The organism is Stenotrophomonas sp. 71799_Sma (assembly GCF_056482505.1).
Genome location: NZ_CM151202.1, coordinates 131,240 through 157,381 on the forward strand (window position 1 = coordinate 131,240; position 26,142 = coordinate 157,381).

Here is a 26,142-nt window from a genome sequence, read left to right on the forward strand (position 1 = left end):
GCGAATCCATCCCGCCCGACCAAGCGCGGCTTTTGATGTTCACGGCCAACTCGCCGCCACGAGGGGCTGCGCCGTTCGGTGGAAACCCCTCAGTCGTCCGCGGAAACCGTCCGCCCCGACGCCCACGCACGCAGTGCTTCTACCTGCTCTGCCATCAGCACCGACAGCGGTCGGGTGGCGCGGATCTCGGTCATCAGCAGCTCGGTGTCCAGCGGCCGGCCCTCGGCATGCGCCGCATACAGGCCGGCCACGATCGCCTGCTCGATCTCGGCGCCGGAAAAACCATTGGCGGCCGCCGCCAGCGCGGGCAGCGCGAAGTCGTCGGCGTTGAGCTGGCGCCGGCCCAAGTGCAGCCGCAGCAGTTCCACGCGCACGTCGGGCGAGGGCAGATCGACGAAGAAGATCTCGTCGAAGCGGCCCTTGCGCAGCAGCTCGGCGGGCAGCTCGTGCACCTGGTTGGCGGTGGCGACGATGAACACCGGTGCCTTGCGTTCGGCCATCCAGGTCAGCAGGTAACCGAGCACGCGGCGTGACACGCCGCCGTCCTCGCCTCCGCTGGCCAGGCCCTTCTCGATCTCGTCCATCCACAGCACGCAGGGCGCGAGTTGTTCGGCCGAGGCCAGCGCCTGGCGCAGGTTGGCTTCGGTCTCGCCGTGGTACTTGTTGTACAGCGCGCCCACGTCCAGGCGCAGCAGGGGCACGCCGAAGCCGGCGGCGGTGGCCTTGGCCAGCATCGACTTGCCACAGCCCTGTACGCCCAGCAGCAGCATGCCGCGCGGCGGGTCCAGCCCGGCCGGGGCGGAGCCGGCAATGAACGCCACCCGGCGTTGGTTGATCCAGCGCTTGAGCCGGTTGGCACCGGCCACATCGCCGAAGCGCGCGCTGTCATGTTCGAAGAACAGGTGGCCGCTGCGGTTGAGCAGCTCGAACTTCAGCCGCGCCAGCTGTGGCAGGTCGTCGTCGCGCAGTGCGCCATCGGCGTAGATCAGCTGGCGCGCGATGCGCCGGGCATCGACCAGGCTCAGGCCCTGCAGGTTCTTCAGGATTTTCTTCACCGCCTCGCTGTCGACTTCAACCCGGCGGCCGCCATGCTCGCGCGCATAGGCGTCGGCCTCCTCGCGCAGCATCTTCAGCAGGGCATTGGCATCGGGCAGGCGCGGGTTGAAGCGCACCGCCAGTGCTTCCAGCTCGGCCGGCAGTTCCACCTTGGCACCGATCAGCACCAGCACATGCGGCTCGCTGTGGCGGCGCTGGATCAGGTCGCGCAGGGCGCGCTGGTGGCTGGCATAGCCCAGGTAGGGGTGGAAATCGAGCAGCAGGTAGACGCCGCGCTGGTCGGCCTGGCGGATCATCTGCAGGGCCGCGCTGGCATCGGGTGGCCCGACCGGCGGGTCCTCGCTGTCCAGGTCGATCCGGCGCAGGCCCTCGGTGATCGACCAGCGGTGCAGCGCCCGCCATACGTGCATCAGCGTCTGCCGGAACAGCTCGACGATGCGACCCTCGTCCTGGGTCTCGATGACGATCAGTGGGGTATTGGCGCGGATCAACGCGCTCAGATCCTGCAGTTCGCTCATGCCGGTTCGATCCTTCGGGGGCGCCACGATAGCAAAGGCGATGGCCGCTGGTTCAGCACGACGCTACCTCCCGTCACCATCACCGGTGTACGCTCGGGGCACGTACCCGGAAGCGAGGCTGGCATGAAGACGATCCTGGTGGCCGGTTCCAAGGGCGGGGTGGGCAAGACCACCGTCGCCACCCACCTGGCCGCGTACGCGGCATTGCAGGGCAAGGCCACGGTGATTGCCGATGCCGACCCGCAGGGTTCCAGCACCCGCTGGGCACAACGCCGTGCCGGGCTGGAAAGCGCGGTGCTCCCCATCGACGTGTATCGGAAGAAGCAGTGGGCGCAGAAGCTGCCCGACGGCACCGACACCGTCATCATCGATGCGCCGGCCGGTGCCCTGGCTGACGATATTCCCCATTTCCTCGACGCAGCCGACGCGGTGGTGGTACCGGTGCTGCCCTCGGCGCTGGACATCGAAGCGATCGTCGGCTTCCTCAACAGCCTGGCCCAGAACCCGCGCGTGCACAGCCGCAAGCTGCCGGTGGGGCTGGTGCTCAACCGTACCAAACCATGGACCCAGACCTCGCAGCAGGCGCTGCAGATGCTGGGTGAATGGCCGTACCCGGTGGTCGCGCAGCTGCGCGACAGCCAGAGCTATGTGGTCATGACCGGCCTGGGCCGCAGCCTGTTCGACTACCGCTCGGCCCAGGTGCGCGAGCACCAGGCCGACTGGGAGCCGCTGCTGTCCTGGCTGAAGCTTTGATGCCTGCGTCACTCTTTCTGCTGCATCCTCTTCTTCATGGAAACCCGCGATGCGTGAACTGATCCTGCTGCGCCATGCCCATGCCGAACCGGCTACCCCCGGCCAGGCCGACCTCGACCGGCCGTTGTCGCCGGTGGGGCTCGCCGAAGCCGAAGCCGCCGGCAAGTGGCTGAAGGAGAACAACCTGCTGCCGGACTGTGTGCTGTGCTCACCGGCGCGGCGCACCCGGGAGACCCTGGAAGCCGTGCTCGGCACCATCGGCTATGTCGAGAAGCGCCTGGAAGACCGCATCTACGAGGCTACCCCCGGCACCCTGGCGGCGCTGGTGGACGACCGCCGTGACCTCGACCGGGTGCTGATCGTCGGCCACAACCCCGGCCTGGAGCGCCTGGTGGCGTTGATGACGGAAGGCACCAGCAGCGACTATCGCGGCATGCCGCCGGCCGGCATTGCCGTGCTCGGCTTCCCGCGCGAGGCCTCGATCGAGCCGGGCGTGGCCAGCCTGAACGCGTTCTGGTGGCCGTGATCCAATGAGCCTGGCGCGGCGCAGCCGCTTTCTGCTGCCCGTGCTGCTGGCTTCCGGCGCGGCCTGGGCTGCCGCGCCACCGCCAACGCCCTTGCCGCCGGTGGTCGCTGAAGCGCACCGGGTCCTGCACCTGGATACCCAGCGCTCGCAGATCGGTTTCGAGGTGCGGACCCGCTTCGGGCAACGCATCGAAGGCCTGTTCCCGCACTTCGAGGGTCGCATCGAGATCCTCTCCGACGGCCGCCACCAGGTGCACCTGAAGATGTTCACGCGCTCGGTCGAGATCCCCGGCAAGGCGCGCTACACCGGCTGGATGCGCGGCGAGGAGTTCTTCGACGCAGGCCGCCACCCGGTGGTCGAGTTCGACTCGCTGCCGTACTGGCCGGAGACCGTGGAAGACGGGGGCGACATCAACGGGCGGCTGACCCTGCGCGGGATCAGCCACCCCGAGACACTGAAGGTCGAGAAGGCGGATTGCGCCCGACCCGGCTATGATTGCGACGTCGTCAGCCGCGGTACCGTGCAGCGAGGCCGGTATGGAATGGACAGCTGGCAGCTTGCCTTGAGTGACCGAGTGACCTTCGTATTGCGAGCGCGCCTGAGCGAGGCGCCGAAACCGTGAACCTCCTGCTGCGTGTACTGGCGCTGGCAACCGTGTTGCTGGGCAGCGGTTGTGCATCGCTGTCCAATGCCGAGCGCGACCGCGCCGAAGCGATCGCCGTGCAGGCGCGCTCGATCCAGGTCGACTGTCAGCGCGCCGACCGCTGCGCACAGGATTCGCCGCTGCGGGCGCTGGCCGGCCGGGCGTTCACCGAATCCACCCCGGAGCAGCCGCGCCACTACGCCACCCTGCTGGACGAGGGCGAGGGCGCCCTGGTGGCGCGCCTGAACCTGCTGCGCAGTGCCACCCGCAGCATCGACCTGCAGACCTACATCTTCGACAAGGACGACAGCGCGCGGCTGGTTATCGACGAACTGCTGGCCGCGTCGCGGCGCGGGGTGAAGGTGCGCGTGCTGATCGACCAGCTCTCGGCGATCTCCGACCTGCAGATCCTTGGCGCATTGTCCGGCGCCCACCAGAACTTCCAGCTGCGGGTCTACAACCCGACCTTCGGCAAGGCCCGGCTGAACTACTTCGATTACGCCGGCAGCGTGCTGTGCTGCTTCCGTCGCTTCAACCAGCGCATGCACAACAAGCTGCTGGTGATCGACGATGCGATCGGCGTGGTCGGCGGCCGCAACTACCAGGACGACTATTACGACTGGGATCGCGAGTACAACTTCCGCGATCGCGACGTCATGATCGCCGGCCCGGAAGCGCGGGCGATGGCGGCCAACTTCGATGCGTTCTGGCGCGCCAAGCGCAGCGTGCCGGCCGAGCGCCTGAATGACGTGGGCCGCACCCTGCTGCGCGAAGGCGTGCCGGTGCTGCCGCCCGCCACGTTCCGCCGCCCGGAGCGGGTGCAGCGGGTCAGCGCTGAAGCCAATGACATGGAGTTCGTCACCCGTTCCTTCGTGGATACCGCGCTGCCGGTGGCCTCGGTGCGCTACGTCGCCGACCTGCCGCGCAAGCACCGCCGCGAGAAGGCCGATGCCCCGCTGGCCGGCCAGCATGTGACCGAGCCGCAGCTGGACGCACTCATTGCCGGTGCGCAGAAGGAAGTGATCCTGCAGACGCCGTACCTGGTGCTGTCCAAGCCGGCGCAGAAGCTGTTCCGCGAGCTGCGCAAGCGCCCGCAGCCGCCGCGCGTGGTGGTGTCCAGCAACAGCCTGGCGGCCACCGACAACCCGATCGTGTATGCGCTGTCGTACAAGTACAAGCGACGCAACATGCGCGAACTGGGCTTCAACATCTTCGAGTACAAGCCGTTCCCGCTGGATGCACCGGTCGACTACCGCAATCTGCTGCCCGACCCGATCGCCGCGCCCGGAGGCGACGACGACGGCGGGCGCAATCCGCTGATCGGCGGCAGCGCCGCTGGCAGCAATGCCGGTGGTGGCAGCGAAGGGGATCTGGCCGCGCCCCGCAAGCAGGTGGCGGTGCATCATCCGCGTACCGGCAGTGCCTACCAGAACGCGCGCGAACGTCGCCGCGCCGCCGGCAGCGAGGTGGAAACGCGCCTGCTGCGCACCGAGACGCGTCCGTCGTTCCTGGGCAGCAAGGCGGTCAACAAGCCGTTGCCGGTCACCCGCAAGGGCGCCCGCATGGGCCTGCACGCCAAGTCGCTGGTGGTCGATCGCCGCATCGGCGTGGTCGGCACCCACAACTTCGATCCGCGCAGCGAGAACTACAACACCGAAGGCGCGGTGATCATCGACGATCCGGTGTTTGCCGAGCAGCTGGCCGAGAGCATCCTGCGCGATACCCATCCGCAGAACTCGTGGACAGTGGCGCCGCGGGCCAAGCCGCCAGTGCTGTCGGGCCTGAACTACAGCGTCGGCAAAGCCTCCGAAGCGCTGCCGATCCTCGACTTCTGGCCGTGGCGCTACGCCACCGACTACGAGTTCAAGCCCGGTCCGGACTGCCCACAGCCGCTGCCACGGCAGGACCCGGCGTTCCACAACTGCTACGTCGCCGTCGGCGACTTCCCCGAAGTCAACGTCGGCCCGAAGTGGCTGCTGGTGCGCATGCTGACTGCATTCGGCGCCGGCCTCGTTCCCATCCTCTGAAGGTGCCCGCATGACCCAGGTATTCCGCGAAGCCGTTTCCATCGAGCAGCTCAACGCGCTCAGCCGCAACACGGCGATCGAATCCCTCGGCATCGTCTTCAGCGCTGCGGGCGAAGACTGGCTGCAGGCCACCATGCCGGTGGACGAGCGCACCCGGCAGCCGTACGGCATCCTGCACGGCGGTGCCTCGGTGGTGCTGGCCGAGACCTTGGGCAGCAGCGCCGGCAACCTGTGCGTGGATACCGGCAAGCAGATCTGCGTGGGCCTGGAAATCAACGCCAACCACGTGCGCGCCGTGCGCTCGGGCACGGTCACCGGCACCGCCCGCGCGCTGCACGTCGGCCGCAGCACCCAGCTGTGGGAGATCCGCATCGAAGACGAGCAGGGCCGGCTGGTGTGCATCTCTCGGCTGACCCTGGCGGTGGTGGCCGCCGGCCACGGTTGAGCCCCCGGCGGGCGTGTTGACGGCGGCAGAACCCAGCGTTCCCCGCCGATTGCCCCGGTCAATGGCGGTTATGGCCTAAATCGGCTGGCAGCTGCTGCGGCGCTCCGGTATCGTGCGCGGATGACTTCCCCCACTCCGGCCCCCCGTGGCGGCGTGGCGCGTGTGTGCCGTTACCTGTACCGCGTACCGCTGCTGTTGGTCCACATCATCGTGTTCCTGCCGCTGATCCTGATCGGCATGCTTCCGCCGTGGGGCGAGCTGCGCGTGGGCGAGGATACCTTCGGGGCGAAGGTGGTGAACTGGTGGCAGGGGGGCCTGATGTGGATCTTCGGCTTCCGCCTGTCACGGGTGGGCCAGCCCTTGCCCGGTGCCGTGCTGTTCGTCGCCAACCACGTCAGCTGGGTGGACATCAGCATCCTGCACAGCCAGCGCATGATGGGCTTCGTCGCCAAGCGCGAAATCGCCAGCTGGCCGCTGGTCGGTTGGCTCGCCGCGCGCGGGCAGACCATCTTCCACCAGCGCGGCAATACCGAATCGCTCGGTGGCGTGATGCAGGTGATGGCCGATCGCCTGCGTGCCGGCAAGGCAGTAGGCGTGTTCCCGGAAGGGCGCACCCGCGGTGGCCATGAAGTGGGGCCGTTCCATGCCCGCATCTTCCAGGCCGCGGTCGAAACCGGTGTTCCGGTGCAGCCTGTGGCGCTGGTCTATGGGTTCAAGGGTGACGCACAGACCATCGTGGCATTCGGCCCGGGCGAGAGTTTCGCCGCCAATTTCCTGCGCCTGCTGGGTGAGCCGGCGCGGCATACCGAAGTGCATTTCCTGGAGCCGATCGGTACCCAGGACCTGGAAGGCCGTCGACGCATCGCGGAAACCTCGCGCGCGCGCATCGTGGCGGCCATGAGCACCGGCTGAGGGCACGGTGGCCCTGGTCCCGCCACCCGTCCTGGACGCCGGTACACCGACGTTGCATGCGACTGACTACCAGCCGCCGCGCTGGCTGCGCAATCCGCACCTGCAGTCGATGCTCAGCTCCAGCCGCATGCGCCTGCAGCGCGGCCTGCTGCTGCTGGCCGCCACCGGTGCGGTCAGCGAAGAGCTGATCCTCGACGGCGGTGATGGCGTGCGCCTGCAGGGCTGGCACAGCCATGTCGAAGGCCGCGAACCGAAGGGCATGGCCCTGCTGCTGCATGGCTGGGAGGGCAGTGCCGAATCCAGTTACATGCGCATGGCTGCCGCGCGCATGATCGAACAGGGTTTCGATGTTGTGCGGCTGAACTTCCGCGACCATGGCAACACCCACCATCTGAACCCCGGCATCTTCCACTCCAACCTGATCGATGAAGTGGTGCATGCCGCGGGTGACATCGCCCAGCGCTGGCCGCAGCTGCCGCTGGTGGCCGCCGGCTATTCGCTGGGTGGCAACTTCGTGCTGCGCCTGGCCCTGCGCGCGCCGGCTGCCGGCGTGCCGCTGCTGCGGGTGGCCTCGGTGTGCCCGGTGCTGGACCCGGGGCTGACGATGGAGAGCATCGAAAACGGCCCGGCGATGTACGACTGGTACTTCCGCCGCAAATGGGCCGGCTCGCTGCGCCGCAAGCGCGATCTGTTTCCCGAGCTGAGCGACTGCGACGATCGCGTGCTGAAGCTGGACATCCGTGCACTGACTGCCTGGCTGGTCGAACGGCACACCACCTTCGGCTCGCTGCAGGCCTATTTCGATGGCTATTCGATTGCCGGTGACCGCCTGTCCACCCTGCAGGTGCCGGCCGACATCCTGATGGCGCAGGACGACCCGGTGATCCCGTACGCGACCTTCAGCGATTGGCAGCTGCCGCGCCAGGCGCACCTGGAAACCGCCTGCTGGGGAGGCCACTGCGGCTTCCTGGAAAACTGGCGGGGTGACGGCTTCTCCGAGCGCTGGGTGGCACAGCGCCTGCAGCGGGTGCTGGCGGGCTGAACCGGCACCGGTGCGTGGACCGCTACAATGCGGGTTTGCACTTGAACCGGACCGCCATGCAAGACCAGATCATCCAAGCGTTGCGCCAGAACCAGGCCGACCAGGCCGTGCAGCTGGCCCAGGCGTGGACCCGTGATGAACCCGGCCAGGCCGAAGCCCACCGCTGGCTGGCGCTTGCGCTGCAGCAGCAGGGCAAGGCCGAGGATGCGATGGAGGCGCTGCAGCAGGCGTTGCAGCTGGCCCCCGATGATGCCCAGCTGCACCTGCAGCACGCTGGCCTGCTGCTCGCCCTGCGCCAGTACCAGGGCGCTGACGAAGCGCTGGCACGTACCACCGGGCTTGACCCGAACTCATTCGCCGCCTATCTGATGCAGGCGCACCTGGCGATCGGCCGCAACGACTTCGATGAAGCCCAGCGCCTGTCCACGCTGGCCTCGCGCGTTGAGCCGGACCACCCGGAACTGCTGACCATCGACGGCATGATCGCGCTGCGCCGCGACGACCCGGATCGTGCGCTGACGCTGCTGTCGGCGGCCAACCAGGCGCAGCCCAACGACACCCGCGTGCTGTACGCACTGGGCTTCGCCTACCTGGGCAAGGACATGCTGGCCTTCGCCGAGCAGGCGTTCCGCCGCGTGCTGGAGCTGAACCCGGCCATCAGCTCGCTGCATGGCCTGGTAGTGCAGTTGGCGCTGCGCCAGGGCAACCTGGAGGCGGCTGCCGAAGCGATGCAGATCGCGCTTCAGCAGGAAGGCATGGATACGCCGTCGATGCGTCGCCTGGCCGGTGAACTGTCGCTGCGCGGCGGCCAGCCGCTGCAGGCGCTGGACCATCTGCTGCCGTTGCTGGAATCGATCCCCGACGACCGCCAGGTGCTGCAGCTGCTGCTGATGTCCTGGCAGCGCCTGGGCCGCGAAGACGAGGCGCGCGCGCGCCTGGACGCGGCCCTGGAACAGCATCCGCAGCTGCACGACCTGTGGCTGGCACGCCTGGCCGTGGAAGAAGTCGGCAGCCCGACCGCCGCGGCGACCGTGGAGCGCTGGATGGACGCGATGCCGGGTCATCTGCCGGCACTGGAAGCACGCCTGCGCCTGCATGACATGGTGGGCGAACACGAACAGGCCGAAGCCATCGCCGAACGTATCGTCAGCCTCGAACCGGGCCGCGTCAGTGGCGAAACACGCCTGGTCGAAGGCCTGCTGCAGCGTGATCCGGTTGCCGCGATCGCGCGCGTGCAGGCGCTGATCGACAGGGCGCCGGACGGCCATCGCGCCGACCTGCGTACCTGGCTGGGTGAAATCCAGGACCGCGCTGGCCAGCCGGAACAGGCGCTGCAGACGTGGATGGCGCTGCAGGCCGACCAGGCACCGCAGCGCCTGCCGCTTCCACCGCAGGCCAAGGCGCCGCCGAGCTGGCCGGAGAAGGGCGAGATCGACAGTGATGCCAGCTCCGCGCCGATCTTCCTGTGGGGTGCGCCGGGTTCGGGTGTGGAGCGGGTTGCGACCGGCCTGGCGGCCGCCAGCCCGGTGCTGCGCAGCGACCGCTACACCAGCAATCCGCCGGATGATGCATTCCAGAACTACCACACGCTGCAGGACCTCGCCTCCGGCGTGCTGACCCCGGAGCGGCTGGTGCAGCGCTGGCGCGAGCAGCTGCCGGCGCGTGGCCTGCAGGGCGATGCCGTCATCGACTGGCTGCTGTGGTGGGACAACGCCCTGCTGTGGGCGCTGCGCCCGCAGCTGCCGCAGGGACGACTGGTGCTCGTGCTGCGTGACCCGCGCGACATGCTGCTGGACTGGGTGGCCTACGGCGCTGCCGCTCCGCTGGCGATGACCTCGCTGGCTGAAGCCAGCGAATGGCTGGCGCGCGGGCTGGCGCAGGTTGCCACCCTGCATGAGGAAGAACTGTATCCGCACGTGCTGCTGCGCATCGACCAGATCGGCAATGATCCGCACGCGATGGCCGAGCTGCTGGGACGCCTGTTCGAGCGGCAGATGCCGCCGGCCGCACAGCTGGGCGCACCGCGCTTCCCGCCGGGCCACTGGCGCAACTACCGCGACGTGATGAGCGCCGCCTTTGCCAAGCTCACCCCGATTGCGGTGCGCCTGGGTTACCCGGAAGAGTAAGGAGAAGCCGATGCAACTGAGCAGCCACAGCCTGACCAACGGCGCGCCGATCGACCGCGCGTTCGCCGCCGGCGATGCCACCGGCTTCGCGCCGGACCGCAATCCGCACCTGGCCTGGAACGGCGCACCGGAAGGCACGCGTTCGTTCCTGCTGGTGTGCGTGGACCCGGATGTGCCGACCGTTGCGGAAACGGTCGGCCGCAGCGACATGACCGTGCCGCGCGACCAGCCGCGCTGCGACTTCGTGCACTGGGTGATGGCCGATATTCCGGCCTCGGTGCAGGAGATCGCCGCCGGCAGCTGCAGCGATGGCTTCGTGGTGAAGGGCAAGACCGCACCGGCTGGCCCGGCGGGCAGCCGCCAGGGCCTGAACGACTTCACCGGCTGGTTTGCGGGCAACCCGGACATGGCCGGCGATTACCTGGGCTATGACGGCCCCTATCCGCCGTTCAACGACGAGCGCATGCACCGCTATTTCTTCCGCGTGTTCGCGCTGGATGTGGCCTCGCTGGAGCTTCCGGCGCGCTTCACCGCCGCCGACGCATATCGCGCCATGCACGGCCACGTGCTGGCCGAAGCCGCACTGCATGGCACCTACACGTTGAACCCGGCGCTGGGCTGAGGCTCGCTGTCTGTAGAGCCGAGCCCACGCTCGGCTTTGCTTTCTGTAGGGTCGAGCCATGCTCGACTCACCGTGAAAGTAGTCGAGCATGGCTCGACTCTACAGAACGAAGAAGGGCGGCCTTTCGGCCGCCCTTCCATCGTTTTATTTCTTCTCGATGGCCGACTCGACCACCATGTCCAGCACGTACGCCTGCGACGGCGCATCGGCCGGCGGGTTCTTCACTTCGTAGCGCTTCACGCGCACCACGTTGCGCACGCCGTCCTCGTGGGTGTAACCCTCGATGTTGCCGTAGAAGTTCTCGAACTTGCCCGGCTCACCCTGCTTCAGGCCCTTGTCGTCGAACTTCACTTCACGCACCTGCAGGCACTGGTAGTCCGGGATCAGCGGGTGCGAGCACTTCTCGGTCTTGGCGGCCACTTCCAGGAATACGGTCTCGCCGGCGCCGCCGTAGCGGGTTTCAGCGGTCGGTTCCGGGTTGAACACCAGCACGTCGCCCTTCGCGTTGGTCAGGGTCAGCTTGCCATCGGCATCCTGCTCGGCCTTCAGCTCGCCCTGCAGGCGGCTCGACACGGCCTCGTCCAGCGCCATCAGCGCCTTGTCGGTGCAGGCCATCATGGTCGAGGCCATCGCACTGACCGTCAGCTTGCCGTCGGCCAGGGTGTAGCCGCCACCCATGTGGTTGCAGGCGTTGCTGACCGACAGGCGGCCATCAGCGAAGTCCAGGGTGACCGGCTTGTCTTCGCGGGCGAACAGCGCGTCGATGCGCTTGCCGTCGGCGGCGGTGGCCTGCTGCAGCAGCCAGTGCTGGCTCTGCAGGCGCTGCGCGTCCAGGTGCGCCAGCGTCTGCTGGTCTGCTGCCTTGGCCGCGGCCGGGGCCACGTCGTCGCCGCCGGTGCCGGCCGGGGCCGGGGTCTGGCTGCAGGCGGCCAGCAGGGCCAGCGGGAGGAGCAGGGTGAGCTTGCGGTTCATGGTGATTCTCCTTGGGGAACCGTGGGGGAAACGGGGTGGGGCCGGCAACGGGGTTACCGTGCCCCGGCGCTGTTCAGCTGCCGGACGGCAACCACAGCAGCAGCGCGGCGCCCAGCGCGATGCGGTAAAGCGCGAACGCGGTGAATTTGTGCGATTTGATGTAGCCCATCAGCCACTTCACTACGACGAAGCCGGTGACGGCCGCGGCAAGGAAGGCCACGCCCACCTCGGTCCAGTTCTCGCTGCCCAGCTGTCCGGCCTTGGCCATTTCCAGGAAGGTGTAGGCGCTGGCGGCGAACATGGTGGGAATGCCGACCAGGAACACGAACTCGGCGGCGGCCGCGCGGCGGCTCAGGCCCAGCAGCATGGCCAGGAAGATCGCCGAGGCCGAACGCGAGGTGCCGGGGAACACGCCGGCCACCACCTGTGCCAGGCCGACGCCGATCGCCACGGTCCAGGTCACCTGGTCGCGGTCGGGCAGGCGCGCGGTGTAGGCCTCCACCAGCAGCATCCAGATGCCACCGATGATCAGTGCCCAGGCCACCGGGCTGACCGTCTCGGGCAGCGACCAGCCGGCTTTGCGCACCACCAGGCCGACCACGGCGGTGACCAGGAAGGCCGCGCCCAGCTTGAATACGTACTCGCGGTTCTCGCGCTGCCCGAAGCCGGTGGCCAGCTGCAGCAGGCGCTGGCGGAACACCAGTACCACCGCCACGATCGCGCCGGCCTGGATGACGATGTTGAAGAAGTCCGAACGGGCACCCAGCCAGTGCTGGGCGATGAGCAGGTGGCCGGTGCTGGAGATCGGCAGGAACTCGGTCAAGCCTTCGAGGATGCCCAGCAACAGGGCGGAGAGCAGGTCGGACATGGACGGTGCGGGCACGCGCGGCAGGAAGGAAGAAGGTCGAGAGGATAGACGATCACTGCCGCACCAAACGGGTGCGTCCGCTGTCGGCTGCACCCATTTGGTGCGCACGGTTCTGCACCGCTGCGGGGCGGCCTTATTGAAATCAATGACTTGCAGCCTACGAAAAGTTGGCACGGTCGTTGCTGTACCTCAGCAGGCATTCATCCCCATCCGAGGTCGTACCGATGTCCGTGGAAAACGTTGAGAAGCTGATCAAGGACAACCAGATCGAGTTCGTCGACCTGCGCTTTGTCGACATGCGTGGTGTCGAGCAGCACGTGACCTTCCCGGTCAGCATCGTCGAGCCGTCGCTGTTCGAAGAAGGCAAGATGTTCGATGGCAGCTCGATCGCCGGCTGGAAGGGCATCGCCGAATCGGACATGGTGCTGCTGCCGGATACCGCCAGCGCCTACGTCGACCCGTTCTACGCCGATCCGACCATCGTGATCAGCTGCGACATCCTCGACCCGGCCACCATGCAGCCGTATGGCCGTTGCCCGCGCGGCATCGCCAAGCGCGCCGAGGCCTACCTGAAGTCCTCCGGCATCGCCGAAACCGCGTTCTTCGGCCCGGAGCCGGAATTCTTCATCTTCGATTCGGTCCGCTTCGCCAATGAAATGGGCCACACCTTCTTCCAGGTCGACTCGGAAGAAGCGGCATGGAACAGCGGCGCCAAGTACGACGGCGCCAACAGCGGCTACCGTCCGGGCGTGAAGGGCGGTTACTTCCCGGTGCCGCCGACCGACACCCTGCACGACCTGCGCGCCGAGATGTGCAAGACCCTGGAACAGGTCGGCATCGAAGTGGAAGTGCAGCACCACGAAGTGGCCACCGCCGGCCAGTGCGAGATCGGCACCAAGTTCAGCACCCTGGTGCAGAAGGCCGACGAACTGCTGCGCATGAAGTACGTGATCAAGAACGTCGCGCACCGCAACGGCAAGACCGTCACCTTCATGCCCAAGCCGATCGTCGGCGACAACGGCAGCGGCATGCACGTGCACCAGTCGCTGTCCAAGGGCGGCACCAACCTGTTCTCCGGTGACGGCTACGGCGGCCTGAGCCAGCTGGCGCTGTGGTACATCGGCGGCATCTTCAAGCACGCCAAGGCCATCAACGCCTTCGCCAACTCGGGCACCAACAGCTACAAGCGCCTGGTGCCGGGCTACGAAGCACCGGTGATGCTGGCCTACTCGGCCCGCAACCGTTCGGCTTCGTGCCGCATTCCGTGGGTGTCCAACCCGAAGGCACGCCGCATCGAAATGCGCTTCCCGGATCCGATCCAGTCCGGCTACCTCACCTTCACCGCGCTGATGATGGCCGGCCTGGACGGCATCAAGAACCAGATCGACCCGGGCGCACCGAGCGACAAGGACCTGTACGACCTGCCGCCGGAAGAAGAGAAGCTGATCCCGCAGGTCTGCTCCTCGCTGGACCAGGCGCTGGAAGCGCTGGACAAGGACCGCGAGTTCCTGAAGGCCGGCGGCGTGATGAGCGATGACTTCATCGACGGCTACATCGCGCTGAAGATGCAGGAAGTGACCAAGTTCCGCGCGGCCACCCACCCGCTGGAATACCAGCTGTACTACGCCAGCTGACCGGTGGCGATGGCGGTGGGCTTCCCCTCCCACCCGCCGCCATCGCTTCCGTCTTCGCGGCTGGGGAGCCGCAGGGCGGGCCCCGGTCCGCCGTGGTAGAGCGGACCCCGACCCGCCGTGGTAGAGCGGGCCGCTGGCCCGCTGCAGTAGAGCGGACTGTTGGTCCGCTGAAACAGGGGCAAGAGAGACCGGATACGCGACCAGGGCCGCCCTCCCTCCCGCGTCGGTCGTGCAAGGAGAGAGGCACGGCCGTCCCGGCCCTGTACGTGTCCGGTGCAACAGCCACGGCCATCATCCTGATGGCCGCTGGTTGCCTGATGCCAACGCGCGCTGGCGCGCTGGCCCCATCCACCCTCGGGACATGCGCATGAAACTGATCTCCGCCATCATCCGGCCGTTCAAGCTCGACGAGGTCCGCGAGGCCCTCTCCGACGCAGGCGTGTCGGGCATCACCGTGACCGAAGTGAAAGGCTTCGGCCGCCAGAAGGGCCACACCGAGCTGTATCGCGGCGCCGAGTACGTCGTCGACTTCCTGCCCAAGATCAAGATCGAAACCGTGGTCACCGATGAGCGTGCCGACGCGGTGATCGAAGCGATCCAGTCGTCGGCAGGCACCGGCAAGATCGGTGACGGCAAGATCTTCGTCACCGCCGTCGAACAGGTCATCCGCATCCGCACCGGCGAAATCGGTGCCGACGCGCTGTAACCCCTTTCCGGAGACTCCCCCATGAAGATGCGCCTTCTCACCGGGTGGCAAGCCCGGTTCCACTTCGTGTGCCTGTTGATGCTGCTCAGCGCGCTGGCCGCCGGTGCGTGGCCGGGCAGTGCCCACGCTCAGGCCCAGATCTCGCCGCTGCCGAGCGAAAGCGTGGCGGTCGAACCGCTGCAGGATCCGGTCGCTGCGGCCGCCGCACCGGCCGCGGCTGAAGCCGCCGCGACCTACGACCATGGCGACGTGGCCTGGATGCTGACGTCCACCCTGCTGGTGTTGCTGATGGTGGTGCCGGGCCTGGCGTTGTTCTATGGCGGCCTGGTGCGTTCGAAGAACGTGCTGTCGGTGCTCAGCCAGATCCTGGTGGTGTTCTCGCTGGTGCTGCTGCTGTGGGTGGCCTATGGCTACAGCGCGGTGTTCAGCGCCGGCAACCCGTTCTTCGGCTCGTTCACCGAATTCGCCTTCCTCAAGGGCTTCACTCCGGAGTCGGTCGGCAACACCCCGATCAAGGGCCTGCCGGATTACCTGTTCGTCGCCTTCCAGTCGACGTTTGCTGGCATCACCACCGCGCTGATCGTCGGCGCGTTCGCCGAGCGCATCAAGTTCCGTGCGGTGCTGCTGTTCTCGGCGCTGTGGTTCACCCTCAGCTACATCCCGATGGCGCACATCGTCTGGGGTGGCGGCTACCTGGGTGAGATGGGCGCGATCGATTTCGCCGGTGGCACCGTGGTCCACATCAACGCCGGTGTGGCCGGTCTGGTCGCCGCGTGGTTCGTCGGCAAGCGCCTGGGCTATGGCCAGACCGCGCTGAAGCCGCACAACGTGCCGTTTACCTATATCGGCGCGATGCTGCTGTGGGTCGGCTGGTTCGGCTTCAACGCGGGTTCCGCCGCTGCCGCCGATACCGTCGCCTCGCTGGCCTTCCTCAATACCGTGCTGGCCACGGCCGCTGCCGTACTCGGTTGGACGCTGGTGGAAGCGATCAGCAAGGGCAAGCCGTCGGCACTGGGCGCGGCCTCGGGCGCAGTGGCCGGCCTGGTCGGCATCACCCCGGCCTGCGGCACTGTCGGCCCGCTCGGCGCGATCATCATCGGCTTCGTCGCCGGCGTGGTCTGCGTGTGGGGTGTGACCGGTTTGAAGCGCCTGCTGAAGGTGGACGACACCGCCGACGTGTTCGGTGTGCATGGTGTCGGCGGCATCGTCGGTGCGATTCTCACCGGTGTGTTCAGTGCGCAGTCGCTGGGCGGCACCAAGGCCGATCTGGATATCGCCCATCAGGTCTGGGTGCAGGTGGTCAGCGTCGGCCTGACCGTGGTCTGGTCGGCGGTAGTGACCACGCTGATCCTGCTGGTGGTGCGCAGCGTGGTCGGCCTGCGCGTGACCGAGGAAGCAGAGCGCACCGGCCTGGATGTGACCTCGCACGGCGAGTCCGCGTACGAGGCCTGAAATAGCGGCCGAGCTGCTGCATTGATGTTGTGGGTGCCGACCGTTGGTCGGCACTTCTACTGGTCTGGTAGGTGCCAAGCTTGCTTGGCACTGGGTCTGGGTCTGCTCTGGTGGGTGCCGACCACTTGGTCGGCACGGCAGCATGCATCATCGCGCCTGATCGCGCACAATCGGGCCATGCACCCGATCCGCACCGCCCTGATGCTCTCGGCCTGCCTGCTGCTGGCCGCCTGTGCCTCCGCGCCGCAGGAAACCCGCAACCCGCTCGCCACCTGGGTGCCGTCGCCGAACCAGAACGCGCGCACGCCCGTCATCATCGTCATCCATCACACCGAGCAGAAGTCAGTGCAGCAGAGCCTGCGTACGTTGCGCACGGCCAACAGCGGTGGACCGGTCAGCGCGCACTACCTGATCGGTGCCGATGGCCATCGCTATCAGCTGGTTGCCGATGAGCGCCGCGCCTGGCACGCCGGCGCCGGGCGTTGGGGCACCATCACCGACCTCAACTCGGCATCGATCGGCATCGAGCTCGACAACGACGGCCGCAGCCCGTTCAGTGCGGCGCAGATCGAATCGCTGATCGTGCTGCTGCGCGATCTCACCGCCCGCCTGAACATTCCGCCGCGGCAGGTGATTGGCCATGCTGACCTGGCGCCGACGCGCAAGCAGGATCCGAGCCGGTTCTTCCCGTGGCAGCAGCTGGCCGAGGCCGGTTTCGGCGTCTGGCCGCGCGCGGCCGACGGTGCGGCACCGGAAGGCTTTGACGCGTGGAGTGCGCTGGCCCGCTTCGGCTATCCGCTCGACAACCGGGACGCCACCGTCGCAGCCTTCCACCGCCGTTTCCGTGGCCGCGACGACCTGCCGAAGACACTGGATGCTGAAGACGCCCGCATTCTGCATTCCCTGCTGCTGCAGACGCCGTGAGCCGGCGCATGAACGCTTGGCCCAGCGCTGGGTTGCCGCCCAGCGGCCGGCACTCCACCATGGCGGCATGATCGATTCCGCCATCTTCTTCAAGCGCAAGCACTGCATCCTGCTGGCAGCGGCTGTGCTCGCCGGCTGCTCCACCACCGCTCCCCGCACCGGAACCGAAGTGCCGACGCCGGTCACGCCGCCCGCTGCCACCTATGCCAAGGCCGCATGGAGTGCACTGCCACCGGTCTCCGACAGCGACCTGCAGGCCGGTTTCGTCGCCTGGCGCAGCAGCTGCACCCGCCTGAAGAACGATGCGGTCTGGGCCAAACCCTGCGCCACCGCCGCGACGGTTTCGGACAAGGACCCGGCGGCGATCCGCCAGTTCCTGCAGCGCGATTTGGATGTCTATGCATTGCGTGCCGGCGGCCACCAGGCCCACGGGCTGATTACCGGCTACTACGAGCCGATCTACCCCGGCAGCCTCACCCGCACGGCTGCTGCCACCGTACCGGTTTACGGCACGCCGAATGATCTGATCGTGGTGCAGCTGGACAGCGTCTACCCGGAATTGAAGGGCAAGCGCCTGCGCGGGCGCGTCGAGGGCAAGGTGCTCAAGCCCTATGACGACGCCGGCACCATCGCGGCCAAGGGCGCCAAGGCGCCGGTACTGGCCTGGCTGACCGACCCGATGGACCTGCAGCTGCTGCAGATCCAGGGGTCGGGCCGGGTGCGCCTGCCCGATGGCACGCAGGTGCGGCTGGCCTATGCGGAACAGAACGGCCACCCCTACCGCGCGATCGGTCGCTGGCTGGTCGACCAGGGCCAGCTGAAGAAAGAAGACGTCACCATGGACGCGATCCGCGCCTGGGCCCGGGCCAATCCCGCGCGCGTGCCGGAACTGCTGCGCAGCAACCCCAGCTACGTGTTCTTCGTGCGCAACCCGGACAGCCCGGAAGGCCCACGTGGTTCACTGAACGTGCCGCTCACCGCCGGCTACAGCGTCGCAGTGGATCGCACCGTGGTGCCGCTGGGCAGCCTGCTGTGGCTGTCCACCACGCGCCCGGACGGCACCCCGGTGGTGCGCCCGGTGGCCGCGCAGGACACCGGCGGCGCCATTGCCGGTGAAGTGCGCGCCGACCTGTACTGGGGCAGTGGCGATGCCGCAGGCAAGCTGGCCGGCGACATGAAGCAGAAGGGCAACATCTGGATGCTGTGGCCGAAGGGCGTGGCGCTGCCTGCGTCGGCCCGGTGAAGCACTCACCTGCGCGCTGCGAGGTCGGGCGATAATGGCGCCATTCCGAACTTTCCGACCGCGCCTGCGGCCAGGACCTCTGCAATGACCTACGCAAAGCACAACGCAAAACCCGGCGCGAAATCCGCCGCGAAGAAGTACTACAAGCACTGGGCCGAATCGGGCCTGGGCAAGGGCAACGTGCTGATGGAAGCCCGTGGCGAGAAGATCGTGCGCCAGGTGGAGATCTACGGCACCAAGATGGTCTGGGCCGACGAGCATGCCCACAGCGATGACCGCTTCCTGCTGGCCGACCAGCCGGTGTCGTTCCTGGATTTCGACGAAGACGACGAGATCAGCGCGCGCGAATTCGAAAGCGCCTGGAAGAAGGCCCGGGAAGCCACCGGCTACCCGGTGTAAGCCACCGCTCCACCCCGTTTTTGTAGAGTCGAGCCATGCTCGACTGCTGTTTGCCAGGAGCAGTCGAGCATGGCTCGACTCCACATGGCAGACGCATGTAATGTTATATAATTACATTTCATCTGCGCCCGTCCACCCCCATGAAAACCTCCACGCTGGTGGCCACCCTCGCGGCGGCTCCGTTCGCCCCTGAAGCACTCGCACAATCGGCCGACGCCGCACTCACCCTCGGCAGGGTGCAGGTACACCAGCACGGGGAGGGCCAGCTGAGCGCGCACCAGGTGCTGACCTCGGTGGACGTGCTGGGCGCGGACCAGATCGAAGACCGAAACGTCTCGCACAGCTGGGAACTGCTCGGGCAGATGCCCGGCATCCAGCTCACCGAAACCCGGCAGGGTGCCGAATCGGGCAAGGTCAGCTTCCGCGCCTTCAACGGTGAGGGCTACCTCAATGCCATCAAGACGCTGATCGATGGCATCCCCAGCAACGTCAACAGCGGCAACCAGCGCTTCATCGACATGCTGTTCCCGCTGGAAATCAGCTACATCGAAGTAGTGCGCGGTACCAACGATCCGCGCTATGGCTTGCACAACATCGGCGGCACCGTGAACTTCGGCACGCGCCAGGGCGGCAGCTATACCGATGCGCGGCTGGCCTACGGCAGCTACAACACCCGTGATGCGCAGCTGGCGGTAGGCCGTGAAGCCAATGGCGTCGCACAGAACTATTTCGTCGGCACCCAGGCCAGCGATGGCTACCGCGACCACGACACCTCGAAGAAGTACTCGCTGGGCGGCAAGTGGTTCTACGGCTCGCTGGACGAGGGCCTGCGCGTGGGCCTGACCGCGCGTGCGTACCACCACGAAGCCGAAGAACCCGGCTTCATGACCGCCGACGAACTGCGCACGCATCGCCGCGGCAGCGACCTGCGCAACGGCAACGATGGCGATGACCGCGACATGCGCCAGATTGCCGCGCACCTGGATATGAAACTGTCCGAGAGGCTCACCTTCGGCACGCGGCTCTATTACAACCGCTACGAAGACGACCGCCGCGTGACCTTCAGCGACCTGCCCACCGGCAACCTGCCGCGCCAGCGCCGCGTGTGGGATGAGCGGCAGACCGGCCTGCTCAGCACGCTCACCTGGCAGGCCAGCCCCGCGCTTACCGTCGAGGGCGGCTTGAACTACGAGCAGCAGGACAACAGCTACCTCCGCGATCGCTACGCCTACGCCGAACCCACCGACTTCAGCCGTGCCCCGGCACGGGTGCAGAACAACGACCGCCACAGCTTCGACAATTGGGGCGCCTACGTGCAGGCCATCTACCAGCCCGTCGAGGCGTGGAAGATCGTGCCGGCCTACCGTGTGGACCGCTTCAGTGGCCGTACCCACCTGATGAACGGCCTCAGCGCTCGGCTGCAGGATTACGGCAGCATCGGCCAGCCCAAACTGAGCGTCATCCACAGCCTGGGCGAGAACACCCACGTCTACGCAAACTGGGGCCGCACCTTCCAGGTGCTCACTGGATCCACCGCGCCGGCTTACCTCGCCCCGGGCCAGGCGCCGATGCATCCGTCCACCAACACCGGCATGGAGCTGGGCCTGAAGTTCCAGCCGTTCGCGGGCAGCCAGGCACGTCTGGCGGTATGGCAGCAGGATGCGGAAAACGAGGTGTCCAACATGCCGGCCACCGGTACCACGGTCACCTTGGGCAAGACCCGCCGACGCGGCGTGGATGCGCAGTTGAGCCTGCAGCTGGGCGACGACTGGACGGTATGGGCGTCGCACGCCTACCAGGAAGCGAAGATCACCCGCGACGACCGCGACGCCAGCATTTCCCTGCAGGGCCGCGAAGTGGCCGCCACCCCGCGATACATCAGCAACCTGGGGGCGGATTACCGCGCCAGCGACGCGCTTCGCCTCGGCCTGCAGGCACGCGCGCAGGGCGACTACTACCTTGAGGAGCGCAATGTGGCCGGAAAGTTCGGTGGCTTTGCCGTGCTCGACCTCAGCGCGGCCTACCAGATCAACCCACGCTGGAGCGTGGACCTGCAGCTGAAGAACGTTACCGGACGCCAGTACGCCTACGCCTGGTACGACAGCTTCTTCTGGGACAGCGCTCGCCCGATGTTTTCGCCGGCCCCTGGCCGTAGCGTGTTCGTCGGCCTCAATATGAAACTGTGACCCGCTCACGTATCCGGAAGTGGGCGAGCTTGCTCGCCCTGCGGCAGTGGTCAGGGCCCTTTTGATCCCATCACCAAAGTAGGTGCCAACCGGAACCCCAAAGTCTGTGCAGCCTGTTGGGGTTTGGACCGTGCTTCGTCCCCCCTTGAGTGGCAAAGTTTGTGTGGTGCGAGGCAAACGAGCGTAGCCCGCCGCAGCAGACAATGGTCCAGAACCACTGCGACAATGGGAGGCGGCCTAACAGCACTACGTACTGGCTTAAGAGGGCCTATGCGTCGGAGTCAGGGTGCATCCGAGACGGGCAGCAGGCACCTGCCCAGAAGACAAACAGAACAGGGGGAGAGGGAAAATGCTAGTGGTAGTTAGGCATGCGCAAAGCATGGCTAATGCGGGGTTTGTAACCGCCGATCCCGAATCCATTGCCCTTACTGCCGCAGGGGAGGAGCAGGCTCGCGCATTGGCTATGACCTGGTCGGCTGCGCCTGACCGCATCTTTACCTCACCATTCCTCCGGACTAGGCAGACGTCACAGCCACTCGCCGAGCGCTTCAAGATGGTCGCTGAGCCCCTGGACGTCCATGAGTTCACTTATCTGTCGCCCGAGCGGTGCGTGGGCACCTCGGCGGCAGACCGCAAGCAGTGGGTAGAGGGCTACTGGTCCCGTTGCGATCCCAACTATGTGGATGGACCTGGTGCCGAGTCATTTGCCCAGCTCATTGCCCGCGCTGAGCGAGCGCTACGCATTCTTGAATCCTATTCCGAGCATGAGCAGGTGGTCGTGTTTAGCCACGGCCAATTGATGCAGGCAATGTGCTGGATTTACGAGAACAAGGCTCCCTCGGTGGTGAATGCCGCAGCGATGGATGCGTTTCGAAAGCTGGATTTGGATCAGCCTATAGCCCATTGCCAGAGGGTATTTTTCGGATAGAAGGCGATCGCGGATACTCCCAACCTCCCAACCTCCCAACCTCCCAACCTCCCAACCTCCCGGCCCCGGCCCCGGCCCCGGCCCCGGCCGCAGATCTTTGGCCTGGTCGGATCAGAAGACTACCCGTTACGCGCGAACAGCAAAGGCTGTTGATGAGCGGCGCACTTTTGGTATCGGTAGGAGATGATTGGGCTCACAGGCTCTGGGATGTGAACGCCACGCCTTTCAGCAGCACGCCTCATCAAGTAGGAGGGCTCGTGGACGTCGCTCCGGATCTGATCCCATATCACGTCGTCATTAACGTGAATTGGAAAGCTCGTGTCCGGCAGCAGGCGAAGGAGTTGCTTCGTCTGTGCGATCAACTCATGGGCGTATGGACGCACTCTGGGATCTCTGCATGCTCCAGACAGTGCTCGAATCATGTGGGTTGCCGCATACCACTGGCGATCAGCCAACCGCTGCAAGTGGAACAGCCGATACGTGCACACCAGCATGAGAAAGCCATAGATGTCACCTCGTTGGTAAAGGCCATCCAAGTCATATGCCATCACAGGCATGCGGTTCTCATCAGCACTGGTCCTATCGCCCGGAAATGAATAGCGGTTTCCGAGTAGTCCGGCGCTGGACGTAAATAGGCGATGCCATCCAACAAGTGTCTTCATATCCCACTCTCGATGGCTGAGGGCTACAAAGGGCCACTTAACCACCTCCTCAAGCTGGGGATGCTGCAGGGCAAGGTGCTTGCGCCGCCTAGGTGATAGTGACCGCAATCCTTGCCGATATGCACTGAACTCATCGCTGCGCATCATTAACGGACCATCTAGGCTGTGGCGCCGGAGAACATAGCGCGCCCTCAGCTCTTCCTCACCGCCTTCCACCATAGACCATGTATTCCAGAGAATCCTGGAGTGCAGCCTGTCCGATGCATCACAGGCAGGACGACCTAAACCTGAGCACTGCATCGCTTGGAGTGCTTGGCAAGCTTCGTGCAACTCCCCCATCGGAAACCTCCAAAAAAAGTAGACGTTGGAAGGGTAGTTTTGCTGGATGAAAAGGCTCCGGTAGAGCGCTAGGGTTACCTGGAACCTAGCATCACTGGAGCGTACGTGAGCCTACCAAGTAAAGAGCCGGATGCATTGTCTGTGGCTTGGGTGGCGCAAACCTATGGCGGGCTAGTGCCGGCCAAAGACCTGTCGCGACTGCTCGGGTTCAATAGCCCGGCAGCACTTAGGCGGGCAAGCGCCACAGGTCGTTTGCCCGTGACGCTGTTTCGTCCACAAGGTCGTCGCGGCTGGTTCGCTCACGCCGCCGATGTCAGCGCATACCTTCGATCTCAGGCACCTCAATCTCCGAGGGAGGCAGGCAGCCCATGACCTAGCCCCAATCTGAACTTCCCTTGCCGGAAGTTGGAAAGAAAAAACCCGTGAGGTAGGACTCACGGGTTTTTGGGTCGGCGACTTTGCAGGTCTTGCCGATACTTTCCCCTTCCCTGACTCCCCTGTCAAGCCTGCGCAGGCCTGTCACGGGCACCTATGTCCGACTCGGCTGGTGGGCTCGCCCAGGCCTCTTGGACGGTGCTCCCGTGGGGTGCGCATGAGGAATCGGCATGTCCACAGACCCACAATTTGGTGGCTTATCGTTTGAAGGCCGTCACCAGCTTTACACCCGCATAAAAGCAAGTGAGCTCAGTATTCGGCAGCTCGAGAACATGATTGCCGGCAGCGGAACCAAGACCGTAGGCAAGGCGGCGCTGAGAAACGTTTGTGTTAGACACAACTCAATCAAGAACGGTAGTGCGCGAACAGTTGAAAGCCACACGTGCGAGTTGGTCTTTGCCTATGAGCTTGAGCTTGACCCCGAGGTGCTGGGCTACTACGTACAAGTACCATGCCGCCGCGTGCAGCGAACCACGGCGTCCGGGCGCAATCACATCAGCACTGCACATGTAGATTTTCTTGTATTTCGCAGGGACCACGTAGAACTAGTGGAGTGCAAGCCGCTATCGTGGCTGGAGGGCCAACTGGCGCTTCCGGACTCCCTTTGGGTCAAGCAGGACGCGGTATGGACCTATTCCCCCTACGCCCAATGGGCGCAGCAGCATGGCCTGGCGTTCAGAGTCTGGGTGCCGCCCACTCCAACCGGTGTGTACCTCCAGAACCTTGAAGCCTGCTACGCGGTAGCCGGTGATGCCCTTCAGCAACATGAAACTACCGCAGTAGCCAAGGCAGTTAGGCTAATCGCCAAGCGCCCCCTTCTGCTGGACAGTCTCCTCGCCGAGGTGCCCGGCTTCACACCGCGCCTAGCGCTTTGGATGCTGGGAAGATCGGCGGCCTTCGGTCCATGGCAGAGCACTCCCGCGGCCAGGACTGACCGCTTCCATCTGTATGGCACGAAGGAGCAGGCCAAGGAGGCGGACGAGCTACTGCTTGGAGCCATTGTCAAAGCTCAGTCGCAACCAGCTGTGGACGATCCATTACTGGTGGCAACCGCTACAGACCTCCAGCGGGCACACCAGCGACTCAGTAGGCTTGCGCTGATTGAGGCCGGAAGTCTGCCCGCAACACGACGGATGGGCGCTCTGCAGCGACAGGTTCGAAAGGCTGTTGCAGAAGGAAGATCCGCGCTTTCGGCTTGTCTTACCAAATATGCCTTTAGCGGAAACCGAGCATCGCGCCTGCTTCCGGAACACGAGCAAGCCATAGAGACCGTCATCGCGCTGCACTGGAACACCGGAAGGGTACATAGACCGAAGGACTTGCTCTATGTGTTCGAAGAGGAGTGCCTTCGGTTAGGAGTTGAGCCTTGCGGTAGGGGCCGACTGGATGCCAGACGAAGAAGCGAGAGCCCAACACGCCATGCGCTATCCACGGGCGGCTTTCGCGCCTACCACGCGACGCGTACACGCACCGATCCTCGCCATCGCTCGCTACCTCCGATCGGATATGGCCACACACTGCACGTAGATTCGTCGGATCTGGATGTTCGCTGCGCTCCGAACCTGATTCACTGCTTCCCAGCAAGCAAAGCAAAGTTCTATATCGGCATAGACGGAGCGACGGGCTATCCGATGGCTCATGCATTGGTATTTGGCTCAGCAAGAACCGACGCCTTGGCATTGCTTATGCGTGAGTACGTCAAAAGGCAGGGCTTCCTGCCCAAGTTGATCCATCTGGATCGAGGGCCGGAGAACACTTCCCGCTGGCTACAAGATTTCTGCCATGGCGAGATCAGTCTAAGGTTCTCCCCAACTGCAGGCAGCGCCTGGAACGGCATTGCTGAGAACGCCATCAAGCAGGTCAACGAACAAGTAGCACAGCGATTCCCGGGAAGCACGCGGCCCGATCAGATGGGACGTAAGGTCGACGGCAGATTCAAGAGCCGAAACAATGCGAGGACGGACTTTGTCCGTGTGCACGAGGAGTTCCTGAAGTTCGTCTATCACGACCTTCCTATGACACCGGGGCCAGATGATACAACGCCAGCTGAGAAGAGGGTTGAGGCGCTCGCGGCCTACGGCGCTGTCGGAACACCGTGCGAATGGAACGATGGGTTCCTAATCAGAACCGCGATCAAGGTGGAGACCAAGAAGCGAATCGACCGCCAGCGTGGCGTACGCACTGCCGACGGTTGGTTCACCAGTGACGGGCTTTTACAAGCGCTGCGAACTGAGGATGCCAGTGAGATTCGTAGCGACTGCTGTGACCCAAATGTGATCTACGTGAAGGTTCGCGGGAGCTGGTTCAAGGCCTTCCACAACAAAGTACAAAGCGATGCGCTTTTGTCGGATCAGGAGCGACTGTTTCATCTGCTCTGGGCACCCTCGTTGCGCTCACAATCGGCAAAAAGAAAAGAGGAAGTTGCCCGTGCTCGTCATTCGCGCCGAGCGCAGGCCCAAGCGGCAATGCCCGCAACAGAGCACCTTGCCCCGGTGCCAATGACCGGCAGCGATGAGAGGTTAGATATCGAACCAGTGCCACCTGCGATCGCACAGGACATCGTTCCGTTCGATGAACGGGAGGACTACTGATGAAGATGGTTCAGCACCCAGCCTACGAGGGCCCACGCAAGCAATTGCGAACGGCGCTCGACCGTCATAGGCCAGGACATATGGTGTTCATTATTGGGCCATCGGGCGTGGGCAAGACCACGATGAGGCGCTC

Annotated in this window: 21 protein-coding genes; 18 read left to right on the forward strand and 3 right to left on the reverse strand. The window is 65.6% G+C overall.

All coding sequences use genetic code 11. The features are described 5' to 3' along the window. Nucleotides 1–89: 89 nt before the first annotated feature. Nucleotides 90–1,574 (reverse strand): AAA family ATPase, encoded by a 1,485-nt coding sequence (locus ACZK4Z_RS00540; protein WP_049398189.1) that lies wholly within the window; start codon nt 1,572–1,574, stop codon nt 90–92. Nucleotides 1,575–1,697: 123 nt separating this feature from the next. Here ACZK4Z_RS00540 and ACZK4Z_RS00545 point away from each other — a divergent pair, with 123 nt between their 5' ends. The 9 genes from ACZK4Z_RS00545 to ACZK4Z_RS00585 all read left to right on the forward strand — a co-directional run bounded on the left by ACZK4Z_RS00545 (nt 1,698) and on the right by ACZK4Z_RS00585 (nt 10,670). Then, nucleotides 1,698–2,327: a ParA family protein gene (locus ACZK4Z_RS00545; RefSeq protein ID WP_010487235.1), complete on the forward strand. Its 630-nt coding sequence runs from the start codon at nt 1,698–1,700 to the stop codon at nt 2,325–2,327. 49 nt (nt 2,328–2,376) lie between these two features. Beyond that, the gene (locus tag ACZK4Z_RS00550; protein ID WP_005407539.1) at nt 2,377–2,853 is read left to right on the forward strand and encodes a SixA phosphatase family protein; all 477 of its coding nucleotides are present in this window, start codon (nt 2,377–2,379) and stop codon (nt 2,851–2,853) included. A gap of 4 nt (nt 2,854–2,857) precedes the next feature. Further along, nucleotides 2,858–3,475: a YceI family protein gene (locus ACZK4Z_RS00555; protein WP_032128717.1), complete on the forward strand. Its 618-nt coding sequence runs from the start codon at nt 2,858–2,860 to the stop codon at nt 3,473–3,475. After that, the gene (locus ACZK4Z_RS00560; protein ID WP_125893044.1) at nt 3,472–5,523 is read left to right on the forward strand and encodes a phospholipase D family protein; all 2,052 of its coding nucleotides are present in this window, start codon (nt 3,472–3,474) and stop codon (nt 5,521–5,523) included. The genes ACZK4Z_RS00555 and ACZK4Z_RS00560 overlap by 4 nt, the downstream gene beginning before the upstream one ends. Nucleotides 5,524–5,533: 10 nt before the next feature. Next, nucleotides 5,534–5,968, forward strand: a complete 435-nt coding sequence (locus ACZK4Z_RS00565) for a hotdog fold thioesterase (protein WP_032128719.1) — start codon at nt 5,534–5,536, stop codon at nt 5,966–5,968. 120 nt (nt 5,969–6,088) lie between these two features. After that, the gene (locus tag ACZK4Z_RS00570) at nt 6,089–6,880 is read left to right on the forward strand and encodes a lysophospholipid acyltransferase family protein (RefSeq protein ID WP_049398187.1); all 792 of its coding nucleotides are present in this window, start codon (nt 6,089–6,091) and stop codon (nt 6,878–6,880) included. A gap of 52 nt (nt 6,881–6,932) precedes the next feature. After that, nucleotides 6,933–7,922 carry a YheT family hydrolase gene (locus ACZK4Z_RS00575; RefSeq protein ID WP_050509830.1) on the forward strand — a complete coding sequence of 330 codons (990 nt, stop codon included), beginning with the start codon at nt 6,933–6,935 and terminating at the stop codon, nt 7,920–7,922. A 56-nt stretch (nt 7,923–7,978) separates the two neighbouring features. Then, on the forward strand, nt 7,979–10,048 hold the full coding sequence (locus ACZK4Z_RS00580; RefSeq protein ID WP_049398186.1) for a tetratricopeptide repeat protein: 2,070 nt from the start codon (nt 7,979–7,981) through the stop codon (nt 10,046–10,048). Between the two features lie 10 nt (nt 10,049–10,058). Further along, entirely contained in the window at nt 10,059–10,670 is a 612-nt protein-coding gene (locus ACZK4Z_RS00585; protein ID WP_125893046.1) for a YbhB/YbcL family Raf kinase inhibitor-like protein, read from the forward strand. Nucleotides 10,671–10,814: 144 nt separating this feature from the next. Here ACZK4Z_RS00585 and ACZK4Z_RS00590 read toward each other — a convergent pair whose 3' ends face one another. After that, nucleotides 10,815–11,642 carry an META and DUF4377 domain-containing protein gene (locus ACZK4Z_RS00590; RefSeq protein ID WP_012509681.1) on the reverse strand — a complete coding sequence of 276 codons (828 nt, stop codon included), beginning with the start codon at nt 11,640–11,642 and terminating at the stop codon, nt 10,815–10,817. A gap of 73 nt (nt 11,643–11,715) precedes the next feature. Beyond that, nucleotides 11,716–12,510 carry an undecaprenyl-diphosphate phosphatase gene (locus ACZK4Z_RS00595; RefSeq protein WP_012509682.1) on the reverse strand — a complete coding sequence of 265 codons (795 nt, stop codon included), beginning with the start codon at nt 12,508–12,510 and terminating at the stop codon, nt 11,716–11,718. Nucleotides 12,511–12,734: 224 nt separating this feature from the next. Here ACZK4Z_RS00595 and glnA point away from each other — a divergent pair, with 224 nt between their 5' ends. The 9 genes from glnA to ACZK4Z_RS00640 all read left to right on the forward strand — a co-directional run bounded on the left by glnA (nt 12,735) and on the right by ACZK4Z_RS00640 (nt 26,009). Then, a complete protein-coding gene (glnA, locus tag ACZK4Z_RS00600) occupies nt 12,735–14,144 on the forward strand; it encodes a type I glutamate--ammonia ligase (RefSeq protein ID WP_004153533.1) in 1,410 nt (469 codons plus the stop codon). 367 nt (nt 14,145–14,511) lie between these two features. Next, nucleotides 14,512–14,850, forward strand: coding sequence for a P-II family nitrogen regulator (locus ACZK4Z_RS00605; protein ID WP_004134334.1), 339 nt, complete (start codon nt 14,512–14,514; stop codon nt 14,848–14,850). 21 nt (nt 14,851–14,871) lie between these two features. Beyond that, on the forward strand, nt 14,872–16,302 hold the full coding sequence (locus ACZK4Z_RS00610) for an ammonium transporter (RefSeq protein ID WP_071228817.1): 1,431 nt from the start codon (nt 14,872–14,874) through the stop codon (nt 16,300–16,302). 177 nt (nt 16,303–16,479) lie between these two features. Beyond that, complete coding sequence (locus ACZK4Z_RS00615; RefSeq protein ID WP_125893050.1) at nt 16,480–17,226, forward strand: N-acetylmuramoyl-L-alanine amidase; 747 nt, start codon at nt 16,480–16,482, stop codon at nt 17,224–17,226. Between the two features lie 67 nt (nt 17,227–17,293). Beyond that, nucleotides 17,294–18,469 carry a murein transglycosylase A gene (mltA, locus tag ACZK4Z_RS00620; protein ID WP_125893052.1) on the forward strand — a complete coding sequence of 392 codons (1,176 nt, stop codon included), beginning with the start codon at nt 17,294–17,296 and terminating at the stop codon, nt 18,467–18,469. Between the two features lie 84 nt (nt 18,470–18,553). After that, nucleotides 18,554–18,868 (forward strand): hypothetical protein, encoded by a 315-nt coding sequence (locus ACZK4Z_RS00625; RefSeq protein WP_032130155.1) that lies wholly within the window; start codon nt 18,554–18,556, stop codon nt 18,866–18,868. 140 nt (nt 18,869–19,008) lie between these two features. After that, nucleotides 19,009–21,054 (forward strand): TonB-dependent receptor, encoded by a 2,046-nt coding sequence (locus ACZK4Z_RS00630; RefSeq protein WP_125893054.1) that lies wholly within the window; start codon nt 19,009–19,011, stop codon nt 21,052–21,054. Between the two features lie 349 nt (nt 21,055–21,403). Continuing rightward, the gene (locus ACZK4Z_RS00635; protein ID WP_279702464.1) at nt 21,404–21,982 is read left to right on the forward strand and encodes a histidine phosphatase family protein; all 579 of its coding nucleotides are present in this window, start codon (nt 21,404–21,406) and stop codon (nt 21,980–21,982) included. A 1,606-nt stretch (nt 21,983–23,588) separates the two neighbouring features. Next, nucleotides 23,589–26,009: an integrase catalytic domain-containing protein gene (locus ACZK4Z_RS00640; protein WP_478451100.1), complete on the forward strand. Its 2,421-nt coding sequence runs from the start codon at nt 23,589–23,591 to the stop codon at nt 26,007–26,009. The last annotated feature ends 133 nt before the right edge of the window (nt 26,010–26,142 follow it).

Excerpts from the sequence above, each read along its gene's own strand:
- ACZK4Z_RS00540 (WP_049398189.1), bottom strand. The coding sequence starts at position 1,574 with ATGAGCGAACTGCAGGATCTGAGCGCGTTGATCCGCGCCAATACCCCA.
- ACZK4Z_RS00545 (WP_010487235.1), top strand. The coding sequence starts at position 1,698 with ATGAAGACGATCCTGGTGGCCGGTTCCAAGGGCGGGGTGGGCAAGACC.
- ACZK4Z_RS00550 (WP_005407539.1), top strand. The coding sequence starts at position 2,377 with ATGCGTGAACTGATCCTGCTGCGCCATGCCCATGCCGAACCGGCTACC.
- ACZK4Z_RS00555 (WP_032128717.1), top strand. The coding sequence starts at position 2,858 with ATGAGCCTGGCGCGGCGCAGCCGCTTTCTGCTGCCCGTGCTGCTGGCT.
- ACZK4Z_RS00565 (WP_032128719.1), top strand. The coding sequence starts at position 5,534 with ATGACCCAGGTATTCCGCGAAGCCGTTTCCATCGAGCAGCTCAACGCG.
- ACZK4Z_RS00570 (WP_049398187.1), top strand. The coding sequence starts at position 6,089 with ATGACTTCCCCCACTCCGGCCCCCCGTGGCGGCGTGGCGCGTGTGTGC.
- ACZK4Z_RS00580 (WP_049398186.1), top strand. The coding sequence starts at position 7,979 with ATGCAAGACCAGATCATCCAAGCGTTGCGCCAGAACCAGGCCGACCAG.
- ACZK4Z_RS00585 (WP_125893046.1), top strand. The coding sequence starts at position 10,059 with ATGCAACTGAGCAGCCACAGCCTGACCAACGGCGCGCCGATCGACCGC.
- ACZK4Z_RS00590 (WP_012509681.1), bottom strand. The coding sequence starts at position 11,642 with ATGAACCGCAAGCTCACCCTGCTCCTCCCGCTGGCCCTGCTGGCCGCC.
- ACZK4Z_RS00595 (WP_012509682.1), bottom strand. The coding sequence starts at position 12,510 with ATGTCCGACCTGCTCTCCGCCCTGTTGCTGGGCATCCTCGAAGGCTTG.
- glnA (WP_004153533.1), top strand. The coding sequence starts at position 12,735 with ATGTCCGTGGAAAACGTTGAGAAGCTGATCAAGGACAACCAGATCGAG.
- ACZK4Z_RS00605 (WP_004134334.1), top strand. The coding sequence starts at position 14,512 with ATGAAACTGATCTCCGCCATCATCCGGCCGTTCAAGCTCGACGAGGTC.
- ACZK4Z_RS00610 (WP_071228817.1), top strand. The coding sequence starts at position 14,872 with ATGAAGATGCGCCTTCTCACCGGGTGGCAAGCCCGGTTCCACTTCGTG.
- ACZK4Z_RS00615 (WP_125893050.1), top strand. The coding sequence starts at position 16,480 with ATGCACCCGATCCGCACCGCCCTGATGCTCTCGGCCTGCCTGCTGCTG.
- mltA (WP_125893052.1), top strand. The coding sequence starts at position 17,294 with ATGATCGATTCCGCCATCTTCTTCAAGCGCAAGCACTGCATCCTGCTG.
- ACZK4Z_RS00625 (WP_032130155.1), top strand. The coding sequence starts at position 18,554 with ATGACCTACGCAAAGCACAACGCAAAACCCGGCGCGAAATCCGCCGCG.
- ACZK4Z_RS00630 (WP_125893054.1), top strand. The coding sequence starts at position 19,009 with ATGAAAACCTCCACGCTGGTGGCCACCCTCGCGGCGGCTCCGTTCGCC.
- ACZK4Z_RS00635 (WP_279702464.1), top strand. The coding sequence starts at position 21,404 with ATGCTAGTGGTAGTTAGGCATGCGCAAAGCATGGCTAATGCGGGGTTT.
- ACZK4Z_RS00640 (WP_478451100.1), top strand. The coding sequence starts at position 23,589 with ATGTCCACAGACCCACAATTTGGTGGCTTATCGTTTGAAGGCCGTCAC.